14 protein-coding genes are annotated in these 17,399 nt (G+C 61.0%); 6 read left to right on the top strand and 8 right to left on the bottom strand.

Annotation, left to right across the window (positions count from 1 at the left end):
• Window positions 1-5: 5 nt before the first annotated feature.
• From hisC to NE852_RS21275, 4 genes are all read right to left on the bottom strand, one after another.
• Entirely contained in the window at window positions 6-1,067 is a 1,062-nt protein-coding gene (hisC, locus tag NE852_RS21260; protein ID WP_008528480.1) for a histidinol-phosphate transaminase, read from the bottom strand.
• A 16-nt stretch (window positions 1,068-1,083) separates the two neighbouring features.
• Window positions 1,084-2,334: a flavodoxin-dependent (E)-4-hydroxy-3-methylbut-2-enyl-diphosphate synthase gene (ispG, locus tag NE852_RS21265; protein WP_008528481.1), complete on the bottom strand. Its 1,251-nt coding sequence runs from the start codon at window positions 2,332-2,334 to the stop codon at window positions 1,084-1,086.
• A gap of 95 nt (window positions 2,335-2,429) precedes the next feature.
• Window positions 2,430-3,620 (bottom strand): MFS transporter, encoded by a 1,191-nt coding sequence (locus NE852_RS21270; protein WP_008528483.1) that lies wholly within the window; start codon window positions 3,618-3,620, stop codon window positions 2,430-2,432.
• Window positions 3,621-3,685: 65 nt separating this feature from the next.
• The gene (locus tag NE852_RS21275; RefSeq protein WP_258156063.1) at window positions 3,686-4,462 is read right to left on the bottom strand and encodes a DeoR/GlpR family DNA-binding transcription regulator; all 777 of its coding nucleotides are present in this window, start codon (window positions 4,460-4,462) and stop codon (window positions 3,686-3,688) included.
• Window positions 4,463-4,669: 207 nt separating this feature from the next.
• Here NE852_RS21275 and NE852_RS21280 point away from each other — a divergent pair, with 207 nt between their 5' ends.
• From NE852_RS21280 to NE852_RS21295, 4 genes are all read left to right on the top strand, one after another.
• On the top strand, window positions 4,670-5,539 hold the full coding sequence (locus NE852_RS21280) for a DMT family transporter (protein ID WP_037171930.1): 870 nt from the start codon (window positions 4,670-4,672) through the stop codon (window positions 5,537-5,539).
• A gap of 154 nt (window positions 5,540-5,693) precedes the next feature.
• Window positions 5,694-6,467: an amino acid ABC transporter substrate-binding protein gene (locus NE852_RS21285; RefSeq protein ID WP_008528493.1), complete on the top strand. Its 774-nt coding sequence runs from the start codon at window positions 5,694-5,696 to the stop codon at window positions 6,465-6,467.
• Between the two features lie 218 nt (window positions 6,468-6,685).
• Window positions 6,686-7,366: an amino acid ABC transporter permease gene (locus NE852_RS21290; protein WP_008528496.1), complete on the top strand. Its 681-nt coding sequence runs from the start codon at window positions 6,686-6,688 to the stop codon at window positions 7,364-7,366.
• Window positions 7,363-8,124, top strand: coding sequence for an amino acid ABC transporter ATP-binding protein (locus NE852_RS21295; RefSeq protein ID WP_008528497.1), 762 nt, complete (start codon window positions 7,363-7,365; stop codon window positions 8,122-8,124). Before NE852_RS21290 ends, NE852_RS21295 begins: the two co-directional genes overlap by 4 nt.
• 70 nt (window positions 8,125-8,194) lie before the next feature.
• Here the strand turns inward: NE852_RS21295 and NE852_RS21300 are convergent, their stop codons facing one another.
• From NE852_RS21300 to NE852_RS21310, 3 genes are all read right to left on the bottom strand, one after another.
• On the bottom strand, window positions 8,195-8,767 hold the full coding sequence (locus NE852_RS21300) for an NADPH-dependent FMN reductase (RefSeq protein ID WP_008528499.1): 573 nt from the start codon (window positions 8,765-8,767) through the stop codon (window positions 8,195-8,197).
• A 186-nt stretch (window positions 8,768-8,953) separates the two neighbouring features.
• Window positions 8,954-12,418 (bottom strand): pyruvate carboxylase, encoded by a 3,465-nt coding sequence (gene pyc, locus NE852_RS21305; protein ID WP_258156064.1) that lies wholly within the window; start codon window positions 12,416-12,418, stop codon window positions 8,954-8,956.
• A 175-nt stretch (window positions 12,419-12,593) separates the two neighbouring features.
• Window positions 12,594-13,334, bottom strand: coding sequence for an autoinducer binding domain-containing protein (locus tag NE852_RS21310; RefSeq protein ID WP_008528518.1), 741 nt, complete (start codon window positions 13,332-13,334; stop codon window positions 12,594-12,596).
• A gap of 324 nt (window positions 13,335-13,658) precedes the next feature.
• Here NE852_RS21310 and NE852_RS21315 point away from each other — a divergent pair, with 324 nt between their 5' ends.
• Window positions 13,659-15,422 (top strand): glucan ABC transporter ATP-binding protein/ permease, encoded by a 1,764-nt coding sequence (locus NE852_RS21315; protein WP_008528520.1) that lies wholly within the window; start codon window positions 13,659-13,661, stop codon window positions 15,420-15,422.
• A 243-nt stretch (window positions 15,423-15,665) separates the two neighbouring features.
• Window positions 15,666-16,019, top strand: a complete 354-nt coding sequence (locus NE852_RS21320) for a VOC family protein (protein WP_008528544.1) — start codon at window positions 15,666-15,668, stop codon at window positions 16,017-16,019.
• Window positions 16,020-16,068: 49 nt separating this feature from the next.
• On the opposite strand, the gene NE852_RS21325 is transcribed toward NE852_RS21320, so the two are convergent.
• Window positions 16,069-17,304 (bottom strand): OpgC family protein, encoded by a 1,236-nt coding sequence (locus tag NE852_RS21325; protein WP_258156065.1) that lies wholly within the window; start codon window positions 17,302-17,304, stop codon window positions 16,069-16,071.
• Window positions 17,305-17,399: the final 95 nt, after the last annotated feature.

Raw genomic sequence — 17,399 nt, forward strand, 5'->3', positions numbered from 1 at the left:
ACCGGTCAGGCTGACAGTATTTCCTTGAGAGCGGAAATCAGGTGGGCGCATTCCTCGTCCGTGCCGATGCTGATACGCAGGAAGTCCGAAATACGCGGCTTGGCGAAATGCCGGACGAGCACGCCACGCTCCCGCAGAGCGGCTTGAAGTGCAGCACCAGGCCGGCTTTCGTGCCTTGCGAAAACAAAATTCGCCTGGGACGGCAGCACCTCGAAACCCAGCGCCTGAAGCTCTCGAACGAGATTTTCCCGGGTGGCGATGATTTTCCCCCGGCACGCCTCGAACCACGCCTCGTCTTTGATCGCCGCCGTCGCGGCGACCTGCGCCAGGCGATCGAGCGGATAGGAATTGAAGCTGTCCTTGACGCGCACCAACGCCTCGATCAGATCCCGATGCCCCATTGCAAAGCCGACGCGCAGACCGGCAAACGAGCGGGACTTCGACAAGGTCTGGATGACAAGCAGGTTGGGATACTTGGAAATGAGCCGCACGGCGCTTTCGCCGCCGAAATCGACATAGGCCTCGTCTACCACCACGACCGCATCCGGATGAGCGGCAAGAAGCCCCTCGATCCCGGCGAGCGGCAGGCCGATACCCGTCGGCGCATTCGGATTGGGAATGATGATCGCGCCGCACGGTCTGTCGTAATCCGAGAGCCGGATCTGGAAGCTGTCATCGACCGGTATCTCGACCGCTTCGACGCCATATAGTAGGCTATATGTCGGATAGAAGCTGTAGGTCACGTCGGGATAGAGAAGCGGAAGATCGTGTTTCAATAGCGCCTGAAACGTATGCGCGAGAACCTCGTCGGAACCGTTGCCGACGAACACTTCTTCCGTCGTCAGGCTGAAACGGGCCGCGATCGCTTCGCGTAACTCCGTGCCGGCAGGATCGGGATAAAGTCGCAGACGGTCGTCCGTCGCTTGCCTGATCGCCTCAAGCGCCCTTGGGGACGGCCCGTAGGGATTCTCGTTGGTATTGAGCTTGACGAGGCCCGTGATACGCGGCTGCTCCCCCGCGACATAGGGCCGAAGCTTGCTGACGATATCAGACCAGTAGCGGCTCATCCGAATTCGCGAACCTTCATTCCGCCGCCGTCTTCCGGCCGAAGCGCTTCTCGATATAATCGACCACAAGCGCTTCGAAATCGGAAGCGATATTGGGACCGCGCAGCGTCAGCGCCTTCTTGCCGTCGATGAAAACCGGCGCGGCCGGCGTCTCGCCGGTGCCGGGAAGCGAAATGCCGATATCGGCATGTTTGCTCTCGCCCGGCCCGTTGACGATGCAGCCCATCACGGCGACGTTCAGCGCCTCGACGCCGGGATATTTCTCGCGCCAGACCGGCATGTTCTTGCGAATATCGTTCTGGATGTTCTGGGCCAGTTCCTGGAATACCGTCGAGGTCGTGCGCCCGCAGCCGGGACAGGCGGCAACAACAGGCACGAACTGACGGAAACCCATGACCTGCAGGATTTCCTGCGCTACCTGGACTTCGCGCGTGCGGTCGCCATTCGGCTCGGGCGTCAGCGACACGCGGATCGTATCGCCGATGCCGTGCTGCAGCACGAAGCCCATGGCAGCTGACGAAGCGACGATGCCCTTGGTGCCCATGCCGGCCTCGGTCAGGCCGAGATGCAGCGCATGGTTCGAACGCTCGGCGAGCATGGAGTTGACGGCGATCAGATCCTGCACCTGGCTGACCTTGGTGGACAGGATGATGCGGTTGCGCGGCAGGCCGATCTCCTCTGCAAGGGCCGCCGAAAGCAGCGCCGACTGCACGATCGCCTCGCGCGTCACCTGCCTTGCCGAAAGCGGCGAACCGGCTTCGGCATTCTGGTCCATCAGCGCCGTCAAGAGATCCTGGTCGAGCGAGCCCCAGTTGACGCCGATGCGCACCGGCTTGTCGTAGCGGATCGCCATTTCGATGATCTCGGCGAACTGCTTGTCCTTCTTGTCCTTGAAGCCGACATTACCGGGATTGATCCGGTATTTTGCCAGAGCCTCGGCGCAGGCCGGATGATCGGCCAGCAGCTTGTGGCCGATATAGTGGAAGTCGCCGATCAGCGGCACATCCATGCCGAGCCGCAGCAGCCGCTCGCGGATCTTCGGGACGGCGGCGGCACTCTCGTCGCGATCGACGGTGATACGCACCAGCTCCGAGCCCGCCCGGTGGAGAGCCGCGACCTGCGCGACGGTCGAATCGATATCGGCGGTGTCCGTATTCGTCATGGATTGCACGACAATCGGCGCGCCCCCGCCGACGATGACGCCGCCGACATCGACGGCGACAGAAGCGCGGCGCGGTTTCGGATCAAAATCGGCGGCTGAAGACATGAACAGTTCTTGCACCCCTAAAAATAGTGCCTTTCAGGTGGATCATGACCGCTTTCTTGTCAACCGCCCACCATATCACTTTTGTTTGGGGCGGCTCAGTGACCGCCTCCGGAGACCCCATCGGCATAATGGGCCAGCCTGGAAAACGCCAGAACGACCAGCAGCAGCACCGGCAGCGCCATGAAGACGACCGCAAAGCCGACATGCTCGGCGACGAAGCCGATCACCGACGGCGCGACCAGCATGCCAGAATAACCCATGGTCGTGACGACCGAGATACCGATGCCGGGCTTGAGGCCGGGAATATTGCCCGCCGCCGAAAAGGCGATCGGCACCATGTTGGAAATGCCGATGCCGCAAAAGGCAAAGCCCAGAATGGCGATCTCGGCATCGGGCGCCAAGCCTGCAAGCAGCATGCCGACGATGGCAAACAAAGTGCAGATCCGCAGCGTTTTGACGCCGCCTAGACGGTCGCGCACCAGGTCGCCGGCAAAGCGCATGATTGCCATCGTCGCCGAAAAGGCTGCGAAGCCAAGACCGGAAAGGGCCACGGACGCATCCATTTCCTGGCGGAGATAGAGAGCGCCCCAGTCCAGAACCGCACCCTCAGGCACCATGGAGAACAGGGCCATCAAACCGAGCAGCCAAGGCAGCGGCACCATCGGCAATCTTGTCTTTTCCTTCTTGGTGTCGGGATGCGGGGGATCGGCAAGGATCATCGGCCATGCAACGGCCAGGAAGATCGCCGCCAGCATCGTCGCCAGTTCGGCATGGCCGAGAATGCCGAGCTTGGAAATCACGATGCCGCCGAGACCCGAACCTATCAGTCCGCCCAGGCTCCAGAAAGCGTGGCAGGACGACATGATTGCACGACGCATGGATTTCTCGACCGACACCGCATTGGCATTCATCGCCACATCCATTGCGCCGATGAAGCCGCCAAACAGGAAGAGCGAGATTGCCCCGGTGATCACATTTGGCGCGAGCGTCAATGCCAGCAGCAGCGGCAGCACGCAAACAGCCAGGGCCTGAACGACGACGCGCGAGCCATGTTTGGCGATCTGCGCGCCGGCAATCGGCATCATGACCAGCGAGCCGACGCCGAAGACGAGGATCATCAGCCCCAGTTCGAACTTGCTCAGTGCCAGACGCTCGGCAAAATCCGGGATCTTCGGGGCCCAGCAGCCAACGACAAAGCCGTTCATCAGAAAGAGCAGGGAAACCGCCGCCCTGCTCTTGGTAACGAAGCCGCTCCGGACCCCCGGCGCACTTACATGACTATCCATTTTCCGGTCTTTCCTCATTGCCGGGCTTGCTCGCGCCCGGTTTCCCTAAACTCTATGACGACGCCTCAGTTCATTTTCTCGGCGATAACGGTCCTGCATCCGCGCTCGCGGTAACGGTCGAGAATGGCCGGATCGGCATCGTGCTCGACGACCAGGCATTCGCAATGGGAAACCGGCAGGATGCTATGGGGGGCAGCCGTGCCGAATTTCTCCGAGGTTGCGGCGACCAACACCTTCTTGCTCCTTGATGTGGCAAACCGCTTGAGTTCCGCATCCTCGAAGCCGAACACAGTGATGCCGGCCTCGAGATCGACGCCGCAGGCGCCGAGAATGCAGAGATCGGGCGAAATCTGCTCCATATCCCGCAAGGCCTTGGCGCCGAGCGAGCCGCCCGTCTGCCGGTCCACCATGCCGCCGATCAGGATGACGTTGACAGCAGGCTTGTCGATGAGTGCTGCGGCAATCACCGGCGCATTGGTCGCAGCCGTCAGTTCGAGTTCGGCCGGCAAGGCATTGGCGATCGCCAGATTGGTGCTGCCGGCATCGAAGAACACGCACGAACCGGCAGCGATCTGCTTTGCCGCAGCGCGCGCCAGGGCCTGCTTGCGGTCGGCGGCAAACCCCACGCGCTGCGTCAGACTTCCATGCGCCGGAGAAACCGGCAGGGCGCCGCCATAGACCCGTTCGCACAGCCCCGCCGCCGCCATCTCGCGCAGATCGCGCCGCACCGTATCTTCAGAGACGCCGAATTCGAGCGCAAGTTCCGCAGCCAGCACGCGGCCGTTCAGCCGTAACCGCTCGGCAATGACGCCTTGACGCTCTCGCAACAGAAAATCCTGCATGTTCCTACCGGATCAATATGTGAAACGTTAGAAACGTGCATAAACGCTTATGACCGTGCAGGCAACATGCACGGTCACACGTTTTCTGACGTAATGAAACAAAGCTCCACTACTTGGCGAAACCGCCTATTGACCGTCCCGAAGGGCAGGAATATCGATTCAGCCATTCCCGATTCCCGCCAGCATACCCGCCACCTGGTGCTTCCCGTGAAAAACTCCGTCAGCCTGGGCATCCTGCTCACGAGCCTCGCCTATATGGCGTTCACCTTTCATGACGCCATCATCAAGATCCTGGTGGTCAGCATCCCAGTCTGGCAGATCTTGTTTTTCCGTAGCCTGACAATCCTGCTCGGTTGTCTCGCCTATGGTCGCGCCAAGCTCGTCCGTCAGACGATGACGTCGCCGATCATTAAGCCGATGATTGCCCGTAGCGTCCTTCTACTCTCCGCCTGGCTTTCCTATTATTCCGCCGCGAGCCACCTGCAGCTTGCCGAGGTGACGACGCTTTATTACGCAGCACCCGTTGTCGGCACCCTGCTTGCGTGGTTCATCCTGAAGGAGGAGGTCACGCCGGCGCGCTGGCTGGCCGTTGGCGTCGGTTTTGTCGGCGTACTCATCGCCTGCAATCCGATCGGTCTCACCATTTCCTGGCCGGTCTATCTCGCGCTGCAGGCAGCCGTTCTCTGGGCCTCGGCCATGGTGCTGCTGCGCAAGACCTCGCTGCACGAGAAGACCATCGTCCAGCTGACCGTTTCCAACGTCTTTTTCCTTGTGATGACTGGCGTTGCCGTTCTTTACACCTGGCAAACGCCCGACATGACACAACTGGCGCTTCTCATTGCCACCGGCGTCGTTGCCGGCTCGGCCCAGTTCGCTCTCTTCGAGGGCATGCGCCGGGCGCCCGTCTCCGTGCTTGCGCCGTTCGAATATACCTCTTTGGGCTGGGCCTTCATCCTCGGCTATCTGATCTGGACGGATATCCCCGGCTCGAACGTCTTCGCCGGTGCGTGCTTGATCCTCGGCGCCGGATTGATCATCATCGTCAGCGAAAGGCTGCGCCGCCGCGCTGCGGCTTGACACCCGTTTTCCGTGGAATTGATGATTCAAGCGGACGCTTGAGAAAAATATTTGCAGTTGCTGCTTTTATTCGCAGTTTTCTACGCTTCCGGCGCCCTAGTTTTCTGCAAAGTATCGCTCATCCGATCACAACCTCCCAAGGATGGACAGAACAATGAACTGGTTGAAAACCGTCGCCGCCGCCGCTCTCATTCAGGCTGCCGCCCTCCTGCCCGCCCATGCCGGCGAAAACCTCGCCGCCATCAAATCGGCCGGTGTCTTCAAGATCGGCACCGAAGGCACCTATGCGCCTTTCACCTATCATGACGAAAGCGGCAAGCTCGTCGGCTTCGACGTCGAGATCGGCGAAGCGATCGCCGCCAAGCTCGGCGTCAAGGCCGAATTCGTCGAAGGCAAGTGGGACGGCCTGATCGCCGGTCTCGACGCCAAGCGCTACGACACGGTTATCAACCAGGTCGGCATCACCGAAGCGCGCAAGCAGAAATATGATTTCTCCGAACCCTATATCGCTTCCAAGGCCGTGCTGATCATTCGCGAGGGCGACGACAGCATCAAGACCTTCGCCGACCTCAAGGGCAAGAAGGCTGCCCAGTCGCTGACCAGCAACTTCGGTAAGATCGCAACCGAATCCGGTGCCGAACTCGTCGGCACTGACGGTTTCGACCAGTCGATCCAGCTCGTGCTCACCAAGCGCGCCGATGCGACGATCAACGACAGCCTCTCCTTCCTCGATTTCAAGAAGCACAAGCCGGACGCACCGGTGAAGATCGCCGCCGAGCAGGAAAATGCCGATTACTCCGGCGTCATCATCCGCAAGAGTGAGCCGGAGCTGCTTGAAGCAATCAACAAGGCGCTCGCCGACATCAAGGCCGACGGCACTTACAAGAAGATCGCCGATAAGTATTTCGGTCAGGACGTTTCGAAGTAAGTCCCGCTAAGAGAAAAGGCCCCTCCCCAACCCTCCCCACAAGGGGGAGGGGCTTAGGCGGCGGACCGCCTCATTTCAAAAAAATCGCCGCGGCCTGCAGCTCGGTTGCTATTTCGTGCCAAGCGAGCGACTAGATTAAGTCCCTCCCCCTTGTGGGGAGGGGGTTGGGGAGGGGTATTTCGAGATATCCCTGCTCAACCCCACGAGAGAGAATACCTGTGGCGCACTGGCTCCAACTGATGGCGGAATCACTTCCCTCGCTCCTCTGGGCGGGCCTGATCTTCACGATCCCCCTCACCCTGCTGTCCTTCATCTTCGGCCTGGCTCTCGGCCTGATCACCGCGATCGCCCGCCTTTTCGGTCCGGCTCCCGTTGCGGCCATCGCCCGCTTCTATGTCTGGGTCATCCGCGGCACGCCGCTGCTCGTCCAGCTCTTCGTGATCTTCTACGGCCTGCCGAGCATCGGCATCCTGCTCGACGCTTTTCCGGCCGCTCTCATCGGCTTTACATTGAATATCGGCGCCTATAGCTCCGAGATCATCCGTGCCGTTATCTCCTCGGTGCCCAAGGGCCAATGGGAGGCCGCCTATTCGATCGGCATGAGCTGGCGCCAGGCGATGAGCCGGACGATCCTGCCGCAGGCCGGCCGCGTCGCGGTGCCACCTCTATCGAACACCTTCATCTCGCTTGTGAAGGATACGTCGCTTGCAGCCGCCATCACCGTGCCGGAACTTTTCCAGGCCGCACAGCGCATCGTCGCCACCACCTATGAGCCGCTCATCCTTTATATCGAGGCAGCGCTGATCTATCTCGTCCTCAGCTCCGTCCTCTCGCAGTTGCAGGTGCGGCTGGAACGGCGTTTCGCGCGTTATGGCGGCATGCTGGAGGCAAATGCATGATCGAGCTTTCCAACATCGAAAAGCGCTTCGGCGATGCCGTTATCCTGAAGGATATCAGCATCCGTATTCCGGAAGGCAGCGTCACCGCCCTGGTTGGCCCGTCCGGCGGCGGCAAGAGCACGCTGCTGCGCTGCATCAACCTGCTTGAAATTCCGACATCAGGCACGATCCGTCTCGGAGAGGAGACGCTCTCCTTCGCGCCAGGCAAACGAACGGGTTGGCCAGCGATCCAGAAGATCCGCCGCCAGACCGGCATGGTCTTCCAGAACTTCCAGCTCTTCCCGCATCAGACGGCGATCGAGAACGTCATGGAAGGGTTGGTGACGGTCTTGAAGTGGCCGCAGGAAAGGGCACGCCAGCGCGCTACCGAGCTGCTGACCAAGGTCGGCATGGCGCACAAGACCGATGCCTGGCCGGCGACACTTTCGGGAGGCCAGCAGCAGCGCGTGGCGATCGCCCGGGCGCTTGCGCCTTCACCGCGCGTGCTGCTCTGCGACGAACCGACCTCGGCGCTCGATCCGGAACTTTCGGCGGAAGTGGTCGATGTGCTGGGCCAGCTTGCCCGCGAGGGCACGACGATGGTCATGGCGACCCACGATCTCCGCCTCGCCTCCAAGATCGCCAATGACGTCGTTTTTCTGGAAGCCGGCAGCGTGGTGGAAACAGGCAGCGCCAGAGCGATTTTCAGCGCGCCGGAGCGTGAACGCACCAAGCGTTTCATCTCGACGATCAACGCCGCCCATACTTACGATATCTGAATTGTCTCACGTGAATCGCGATTCACGTGAGACACTTTAAGCGTTATTTGGCCGCTTCTGCGCGGCCTGTTCAGGCCGAAGTGACGACCGAGCGCGCTGCCTTCAGCGCATTGCCCCACCAGATGAGCTGATCGAGCTGATTCTTCGCCGCCTCGTTGAGGTGCGGGTAATCGCCAAGGCTCTTGCCTTCCTTGAGCACGCTCAGATATTCGCTGAAGGCGATGTGCACGCCCGTCTTCACCGAAGCGGCGCCCATTTCCACGAAGATCAGGCGAAGCTGCTCGACGGCACGTGCACCGCCGACGCCGCCATAGCCGACGAAAGCGACCGGCTTCTGGATGAATTCGCCGAGATCGATGGCGTTCTTCAGAACCGCCGTCGGCGCATGATTGTACTCGGCGACGGTGAATATGAAGCCGTCAAATTCGCGCAGCTTCTTCTTCCAGCGCTCGGCGGTGTCGCTTTCCGCCGTGGTGGCGCGTGCTTCGCCAAAGAAATGCATGGGATAATCGAGAAGGTCGAGAACCTCGACTTCGAGATCGGAGCGTTGGCCGACGAGCTCGGAAATCCATTTTGCCGGATGTTCGGCGAAACGGCCAATACGAGTGCTGCCGACAATGACGGCGATCTTCAATTTGCTCATGAAATCGTTTCCTGATTGATCTTAGGAGGGCGGGCGCGCAAGTCTACGAAAAAGCCTCCCCACCGGGCAAGGCGAGGAGGCCGCTAGCTTCGAAAAAACCGGCCTTTTAACAGCCCAGCTCTACACAATCGGGTGATCAGCCCGACCTAGCAAGGACGGGCGGACGAAACCTTTCGTGCCCTTCGCTCATCCGCCGTAAACCACCAGCAGGTCCTTGGCGTCGATCTGGTCGCCGGCTTTGACCAGCACTTCGGCGATCGTCCCATCCTTTTCGGCATGGATCGCGGTTTCCATTTTCATCGCCTCGATGGAGACGAGCACGTCGCCGGCATTGACGACCTGACCGGGCGAGACGAAGACACGGCTGATGACGCCGGGCATCGGCGCGCCGACATGGGCGGCATTGCCGACTTCAGCCTTGCGGCGGACGGCAGCACCGGTCGCCCCATGGGCCCGATCCGGCACCTTGATGCGGCGCGGCTGGCCGTTGAGCTCGAAGAAGATGGTCACCATGCCCTGGCTGTCGGTGGCACTCATCGCCTGGTTGACGATGACGAGTGTCTTGCCCTTTTCGATATCGGCAAACAGTTCCTCGCCATCCCCAAGCCCGTAGAAATAGGCCGGCGTCGGCAGCACCGAGACCGGGCCGTATGTATCGGAGGCGAGCGCAAAGTCGGTGAAGACCTTCGGATACATGAGGTAGGAAGCGAATTCGAAGTCGCTGACCCCGCGCTCGAGCTTGGTCTCGATGACTTTACGCTCGGCATCGAGATCGGCTTCCTTGAGCAGCGAGCCGGGACGCACCGTATAGGGTTTCTCGCCCTTCAGCGCCTTCTTCTGCAGCGCTTCCGGCCATCCCGACGGCGGTTGGCCGAGGTCGCCCTTCAGCATCGAGACCACCGATTCCGGGAAGGAGACTTCGCGGTCCGGGCTGACGACATCGGCGACCGTCAGGTCCTGGCTGACCATCATCAGCGCCATGTCGCCGACGACCTTGGAGGACGGCGTCACCTTGACGATGTCGCCGAACATCTGGTTGGCGTCGGCGTAGGCCTGCGCCACCCGATGCCAGCGGGTCTCGAGGCCGAGCGAACGGGCCTGTTCCTTCAGGTTGGTGAACTGGCCGCCGGGCATTTCATGGAGATAGACTTCCGATGCCGGACCCTTGAGGTCGCTTTCAAAGGCGGCATACTGGTTTCGCACCGCTTCCCAGTAAAAGGAGATGCGGCGGATCCATTCCGGATCGAGGCCGGGATCGCGCTCGGACCCTGCAAGCGCCTCGACGATCGAGCCGAGACAGGGCTGCGAGGTGTTGCCGGAAAGCGCATCCATTGCCGCATCGACGGCGTCGACACCGGCTTCGACCGCGGCAAGAACGGTCGCCGCTGCAATGCCCGAGGTATCATGCGTGTGGAAATGGATCGGCAGGCCGGTCGCCTCGCGCAGCGCCTTGAACAGAACCTTCGCCGCCGCCGGCTTCAGGAGGCCGGCCATGTCTTTCAGCGCGATGATATGCGCACCGGCCTTTTCCAGCTCGACGGCGAGGTCGGTATAGTACTTGAGATCGTACTTCGGGCGCGCCGAGTTCAGGATGTCGCCGGTATAGCAGATCGCCGCCTCGCAGAGCTTGTTTTCCTCGGCAATCGCATCCATCGACACCCGCATGTTCTCGACCCAGTTCAGGCAGTCGAAGACGCGGAAGAGATCGATACCGCCCTTGGCGGCCTGGCGGACGAAATATTTGACGACATTATCGGGATAGTTGGTGTAGCCGACGCCGTTGGCGCCGCGCAGCAGCATCTGTAAGAGAAGGTTCGGCGCCCCCTCGCGGATCAGCGCCAGCCGCTCCCACGGATCTTCCGTCAGGAAGCGCATCGAGACGTCGAAGGTGGCGCCCCCCCAGCATTCGAGCGACAGCAGGTTCGGCAGCGCATGCGCATAAGTGCCGGCGATGCGGGCGATGTCATAGGTACGCATGCGGGTGGCGAGCAGCGACTGGTGGCCGTCGCGCATCGTCGTGTCGGTCAGCAGCACGCGCTTCTCGTTGCGCATCCATTCGCCGAATTTCTTCGGGCCGAGCGAGTCGAGAAGCTGCTTGGTGCCGTCCTTCACGGTGTTGCCGTTGGTATAGGGCACCACCGGCTGGGCAGCATTCTCAAGCGGCCGCGGCCGATCCTTGGCTTCGGGATGGCCGTTGACGGTGACGTCGGCGAGATAGGTGAGCAGCTTGGTGGCGCGGTCCTGGCGCTTGACCTGCTGGAAGAGCTCCGGCGTCGTGTCGATGAAGCGGGTCGTATAGCTGTTGTCCCGGAACTTGGCGTGACCGATGATCGCTTCCAGAAAGGTCAGGTTGGTGGCGACGCCACGGATACGGAATTCGCGCAGCGCCCGGTCCATGCGGCTGATCGCTTCGGACGGATTCGGCGCCCAGGCCGTCACCTTGACGAGCAGCGGATCATAGTAGCGGGTGATGATGGCGCCGGAATAGGAGGTCCCGCCGTCGAGACGGATGCCGAAGCCGGATGCCGAGCGATAGGCGGTGATGCGGCCGTAGTCCGGAATGAAGTTATGCTCCGGATCCTCGGTGGTGATGCGGCACTGCAGGGCATGGCCGTTGAGGCGGATGTCTTCCTGCTTCGGGACGCCCGATTCCGGCATGCCGATGGCGTAGCCGTCGAGAATGTGGATCTGCGCCTTGACGATGTCGATGCCGGTGACGACTTCGGTCACGGTATGCTCGACCTGGATGCGCGGATTGACCTCGATGAAATAGAATTTGCCGGTATCGGCATCCATCAGATATTCGACGGTTCCGGCGCCGATATAGTTGGTCGCCCCCGCGATCTTCAGCGAATAGGCGGCCAGCTCCTGGCGCTGCGCTTCCGAGAGATACGGTGCCGGCGCGCGCTCGACGACCTTCTGGTTGCGACGCTGGATGGAGCAGTCGCGCTCGAAGAGATGCACGACATTGCCGTGAGTGTCGCCAAGGATCTGGCTTTCGACATGGCGAGCGCGCTCGACGAGCTTTTCGAGATAAACCTCGTCCTTGCCGAAGGCGGCCATCGCCTCACGCTTGGCCTCGGTCACCTCGCGGGCGAGATCCTTCGGATCGCGGATCGCGCGCATGCCGCGCCCGCCGCCGCCCCAGGAAGCCTTCAGCATGACGGGATAACCGATCTCTTCTGCCATCTTCGCCACTTCGGCCATATCGTCCGGCAGCGGCTCCGTCGCCGGCACGACGGGCACGCCGACCGAGATCGCCAGATTGCGCGCCGCAACCTTGTTGCCGAGCTGACGCATCGTATCGCCCTTCGGGCCGATGAAGATGATGCCGGCCTTGTCGCAGGCGTCGACGAATTCGGGGCTTTCCGACAGCAGGCCGTAGCCGGGATGAATGGCATCGGCGCCGGAAAGCTTGGCGACACGGATCACCTCGTCGATCGACAGGTAGCTTTCGATCGGCCCGAGATCACGCGCCAGATGCGGGCCGCGGCCGACCTGATAGCTCTCGTCCGCCTTGAAGCGGTGCAGCGCGAGCTTGTCTTCCTCCGCCCAGATCGCCACCGTTTTTATTCCAAGCTCGTTGGCCGCGCGGAAGACGCGGATGGCTATTTCGGAGCGATTGGCAACGAGTATCTTGGATATGGGCAAAACGGTCTCCTCCGTCGGTCAGACACGGGCATGCTGCACCCGCGAAGAAAATTCTTAACTTCTTGTCACGAGAAGTTCAATTTCTCTTGCGACTGCGAAATGCACTTTCTCGCCATGCCAACACATGCCGGCAGGAAGGTTCCTCCGGCTTTGGCGACAGGAGTGAAAGGGAAACCTAGCTTATCAAACCGTGGCGAAAGGCGAGCGCCACCGCCTGCTGCCTGTTTTTGGCTTTCAGCTTGTCCTGCAGTCCATTCATATACCAATCGACGGTATGGTTCGAGATCTTCAGCATCTTGCTGATCTCCATCGAGGTCATGCCTTCGGCGAGATGACGCAGGATTTCCATCTCGCGCCGCGTCAGTGGCGTTTCGGCCGGCAGTACGGTTTCCAGCGCCTGCGCCTCACCCTTCAGATCGAGCAGCCGCCAGAAGGCCTTGCGCGCCACAGCCTCGAACAGCGCAATCTCCACCGGCGACAGCTCTACCGGTTTGCCGCTTATGCTGAGGCCGCCAAGAATGCCGTTGCGCCCATGGATCGGAAAAATATAGCCGTCCTCCAGCCCATGACCGAAGGCATCGACCAACATTTGCTCCATGCGTCGCTCATGCGCATCCTTGCGAAACGCCGCCATGCTCTCCCGCCAGCGGAACGGCCGCTGCGCATGGGTGAGATAGCGGACCATCGGATCGACCAGGAGATATTTTTTCGCGGCATATATCTGCGGCCATTGTTCCGGCCAGCGGCCGGCAAGCGCGCCGGCCCAGGGTTCCAGATTCTGCTGCGAATGGCGAGACAGACTGTAATATTCGAAGCCGCATCGAACGATAACCTGCTCCAGCTCGCCGACGAGGGCCTCGGGTTTCGAGCACTCCTCCAGAATGACAAGCAATTGAATTAACGAATTAATATTCACAAAAATTGCCCCTTGCCCGGACCCGATGTCCGCATCGAGGCCGTCGGCGGCTTTCCATATTGGTCGCGAAACGGTCTTCTTCAATAAAATGCAGTCTCTAATTTAATGCTGTGCTAAACATTGATTAAAATGCAAGTGCAAATTGTCGCGACATATACCTAAGCGGCAATTTCCCCGCCATGGTCATCTCGTCGCACCCTGCGATAGTACGTTTGTGTTAATCCACGCGCGGGGGAACCCTGAATGCTCCGTTAATCGCCGGTTCAGGTAACCTTTTGTAGCATCGCACGATCCCGTTATTCGCAGATGCACAAGAGGTTAGACGTGTCGCTTTTAAAGGTCTATGCAAGGGCTCTGCGCTATCTTGGCGCCTATAAGCTCCGCGTATCCCTCGTGGTTCTCGCAAACATCGTCCTTGCGGTGATCACCATTGCGGAGCCGATCCTGTTCGGTCGCATCATCGATGCGATCTCGGGCAAGGGTGAGGTCAAGCCCATTCTCTTCATGTGGGCAGGCTTTGCCGTGTTCAACACCGTTGCCTTCGTCCTGGTGGCCCGCGAGGCCGACAGGCTTGCCCATGGCAGGCGCGCGACGCTGCTGACGGAAGCCTTCGGCCGCATCATTTCCATGCCGCTCGCCTGGCACCATCAGCGCGGCACATCAAACGCGCTGCACACGCTGCTACGTGCTTGCGAGACGCTTTTCGGCCTCTGGCTCGAGTTCATGCGCAACCATCTGTCGACGGTGATCGCGCTTCTCCTTCTGATCCCGACCGCGATGTCGATGGACCTGCGCCTCTCGGCCGTGCTGATTGTTCTCGGCATCGCCTACTGGCTGATCGGCCGCGTCGTCATGAGCCGGACCAAGGACGGCCAGGCTTCGGTCGAGAACCATTACCATACGGTCTTCTCGCATGTGAGCGACTCGATCAGCAACGTTTCCGTGCTGCACAGCTACAACCGTATCGAGGCTGAGACCAAGGCACTGAAATCTTTCGCCGACCGCCTGCTCGAAGCGCAGTATCCGGTGCTCGACTGGTGGGCAATCGCCAGCGCGCTGAACCGCATGGCCTCGACCATCGCAATGATGGTGGTCCTGATTATCGGCACTATGCTCGTCCAGTCCGGCCAGCTGCGCGTCGGCGACGTCATCGCCTTCATCGGCTTCGCCAACCTGCTGATCGCCCGTCTCGACCTGATGCGCCAATTCGCGACGCAGACGTTCGAGGCCCGCTCCAAGCTCCAGGACTTCTACACGCTGGAAGACTCGGTGCGTGAACGCGAAGAGCCGGCCGGCAATGGCGAGATCAAGGACGTCAAGGGTGCGGTCGAATTCCGCGACGTATCCTTCGGCTTCGGCAACAGCGCGCAGGGCCTGCATGGCGTCTCCTTCTCGGTCAAGGCAGGCCAGACGGTTGCGATCGTTGGCCCGACCGGCGCCGGCAAGACGACGCTCGTCAACCTGCTGCAGCGGGTCTACGATCCTCAGAGCGGCCAGATCCTCGTCGACGGCAACGACATCACCAAGGTGACACGCAAGTCGCTGCGTCGCCACATCGCCACCGTCTTCCAGGATGCGGGCCTGCTGAACCGTTCGATCAGCGACAATATCCGCCTCGGTCGCGAGGGTGCAAGCGAAGAGGATATGCGTCGTGCGGCGGAAGCTGCCGCTGCCGCAGACTTCATCGAGACCCGCGAGGATCGTTACGACACGCATGTCGGCGAGCGTGGCAACAAGCTCTCCGGCGGCGAGCGCCAGCGCATCGCGATCGCCCGCGCGATCCTCAAGGACGCGCCGATCCTGGTGCTCGACGAGGCGACGTCGGCGCTTGACGTCGAGACCGAGGCCCGCGTCAAGGCCGCGATCGACAACCTGCGCCAGAACCGCACCACCTTCATCATCGCCCACCGCCTGTCGACGGTCCGCGAAGCCGATATGGTGCTCTTCCTGGATGACGGCCGTGTCGTCGAGCAAGGCACCTTCGACGATCTCAGCCACAGCAACGGCCGCTTCGCCGCCCTGCTGCGCGCCAGCGGCATCCTGACGGACGAAGAGGTCCGCAAGGCTCACGCGACCGAAGCCGCCTGATCGGTTCGAGTTTTACGACAAAGGCCGGAAGGAGCAATCCTTCCGGCCTTTTTGTTTGCCGCGAGGCCGCCTTACCGTGTGGTACTCCCGTGGCCTTTCCTTGGCCATTGCCAACCTTAGTCGTCTTGCCGCGCCGCCCCCGCTGCTCCACCCGGCAACGTCTGCGATCTAAGCCGCGCTGATTGATCACCCCACGGATCTTTCCTATTTTCCCCTTGCCACTGCACATCCGGGAGAAGCCCCATGAAGGTCCTGCGCATCGTCGCCAATATCGCGGCGCCCGACATCACGCCGGCCCGGCGCTTCTATCAGGAGATTCTCGGCCTCGACCTCATGATGGACCATGGCTGGATCGCGACGTTCGGCGCCGCCAGGCCCATGAACGTTCAGGTGAGCATCGCCAGCGAAGGCGGCTCCGGAACGGAGGTGCCTGACCTCTCTATCGAGGTCGACGATCTCGATTCCGCTTTCAAGGCAATGTCGGCCGCCGGCTTTCCGATCGTATATGGCCCGGCCGACGAACCCTGGGATGTCAGGCGGTTTTACGTGCGCGATCCGTTCGGCAAGCTGGTGAACATTGTTGCCCATAAAAATTGAGCCGGCGGGCACCAGCCACCGGCTCTGTCATTTCACATAAATCCAATCTCTATTTCCGCTCGTTCCGGCGATAGTTTGCCGATCCACCGATGCGGACGGGAACGGCAATCGTCGCGGCCTCGGTGACGAGTCTTGCCTTGACCTTGCCCTGCCGGCGCTTGCGCTCGAGATAATAGGCATAGGCGAATTGGGTCGCGATCCCGACGATGACGAAGAGCGGGCCGACCAGCGGATCCTTGTTGGTGATGTAGAGCACCACTTGGCCGATCATGGCGAGGATCGTGCCGGCGACGAAGATGTTCAGCGAATGGCGGCCGAGGATCGTCAGCGGATTATTCGCCGGGCGGCGCAGGAAACGCGAGAACGCCGGAATGCTGATCACGAGATAAGTCAGCGCCAGCACATGCAGCAGCCGCGGCAGCGAAAGGAACGTCTTGTCGAAGCCGGTAACGACAGTCGGCAGGCCAAGTGCCGCCAGCGAGTTGCCGAAAATCCAGAGCTGGCCCGTCACCCAGACGAAGGACAGGGCGACATAACAGGCAGCGGCGGCAAACAGCATAGGATGGCGCGGGATCGTGCCACCGCGCCTGATATGCAGGATCGAGACGATGCCAATCGAAAACAGGAACTGCCAGGAGAGCGGGTTGAGGAACCAGTAGCCTTCGATCAGCATGTTGTGCGGGGCCACCTGATAGATGCCGGCAAGCAGCCACACCGTGGCCGACACGGCGAGCGCCAGAAGCGGGCTTCGCTCGTTCAGGAGCAGGATGACCGGTGCCATCAGCATCAGCGCGCCGTACATCGGCAGGATATTGTTGTAGCCGATCTGGTGGCCGAGCAGCAGCAGCGCCGGGATGCCTTCCTTCAGGTTCATCAGAACCGCCAGGATATTGATTTCGACGAGCAGCCCCGGCCGGTGGAACAGCCAGGCGCCAGAGATGAAAAGCGCCAACGTCATGAAGGTCGTGATCATATGGGCGAGATAAAGCGTGAAGGCGCGCCTTGCCGCCTTGATCGCCATTCTGAGCCGATTACCCGTCTCGAAACGCGAGCCGTAAGCCAGACCGACGGCAATGCCCGATATCAGCACGAAGGCCTCGGCCGCATCGGAAAAGCCGAAATTCTTCGTCGTCGCATATTCGAAGATCTGCCCGGGAACATGATTGATGAAGATCATGATCAGAGCCAGGCCACGCAAGACATCTAGCCTTGTGTCACGTGCCGGTGCAGCTGCGGATAGGGAACTGCGCCCAGTGACGACGGCTTCGGTCGGCGTGCTTGCCATGGGTCTCTCCTTATCATCCGATTTGCAAACGCGACGACGGCCAAAAGGGTTCCCTTTTGGCCGTCGCGAGTCGCCGTGTTTTTCAGCGTGGAGAA

Source organism: Rhizobium sp. Pop5 (genome assembly GCF_024721175.1).
Classification (GTDB): domain Bacteria; phylum Pseudomonadota; class Alphaproteobacteria; order Rhizobiales; family Rhizobiaceae; genus Rhizobium.

Bases quoted from the DNA above. Each gene is read 5' to 3' on its own strand.
- hisC (WP_008528480.1), bottom strand. From the start codon at position 1,067: ATGAGCCGCTACTGGTCTGATATCGTCAGCAAGCTTCGGCCCTATGTC.
- ispG (WP_008528481.1), bottom strand. From the start codon at position 2,334: ATGTCTTCAGCCGCCGATTTTGATCCGAAACCGCGCCGCGCTTCTGTC.
- NE852_RS21270 (WP_008528483.1), bottom strand. From the start codon at position 3,620: ATGGATAGTCATGTAAGTGCGCCGGGGGTCCGGAGCGGCTTCGTTACC.
- NE852_RS21275 (WP_258156063.1), bottom strand. From the start codon at position 4,462: ATGCAGGATTTTCTGTTGCGAGAGCGTCAAGGCGTCATTGCCGAGCGG.
- NE852_RS21285 (WP_008528493.1), top strand. From the start codon at position 5,694: ATGAACTGGTTGAAAACCGTCGCCGCCGCCGCTCTCATTCAGGCTGCC.
- NE852_RS21295 (WP_008528497.1), top strand. From the start codon at position 7,363: ATGATCGAGCTTTCCAACATCGAAAAGCGCTTCGGCGATGCCGTTATC.
- NE852_RS21300 (WP_008528499.1), bottom strand. From the start codon at position 8,767: ATGAGCAAATTGAAGATCGCCGTCATTGTCGGCAGCACTCGTATTGGC.
- NE852_RS21320 (WP_008528544.1), top strand. From the start codon at position 15,666: ATGAAGGTCCTGCGCATCGTCGCCAATATCGCGGCGCCCGACATCACG.
- NE852_RS21325 (WP_258156065.1), bottom strand. From the start codon at position 17,304: ATGGCAAGCACGCCGACCGAAGCCGTCGTCACTGGGCGCAGTTCCCTA.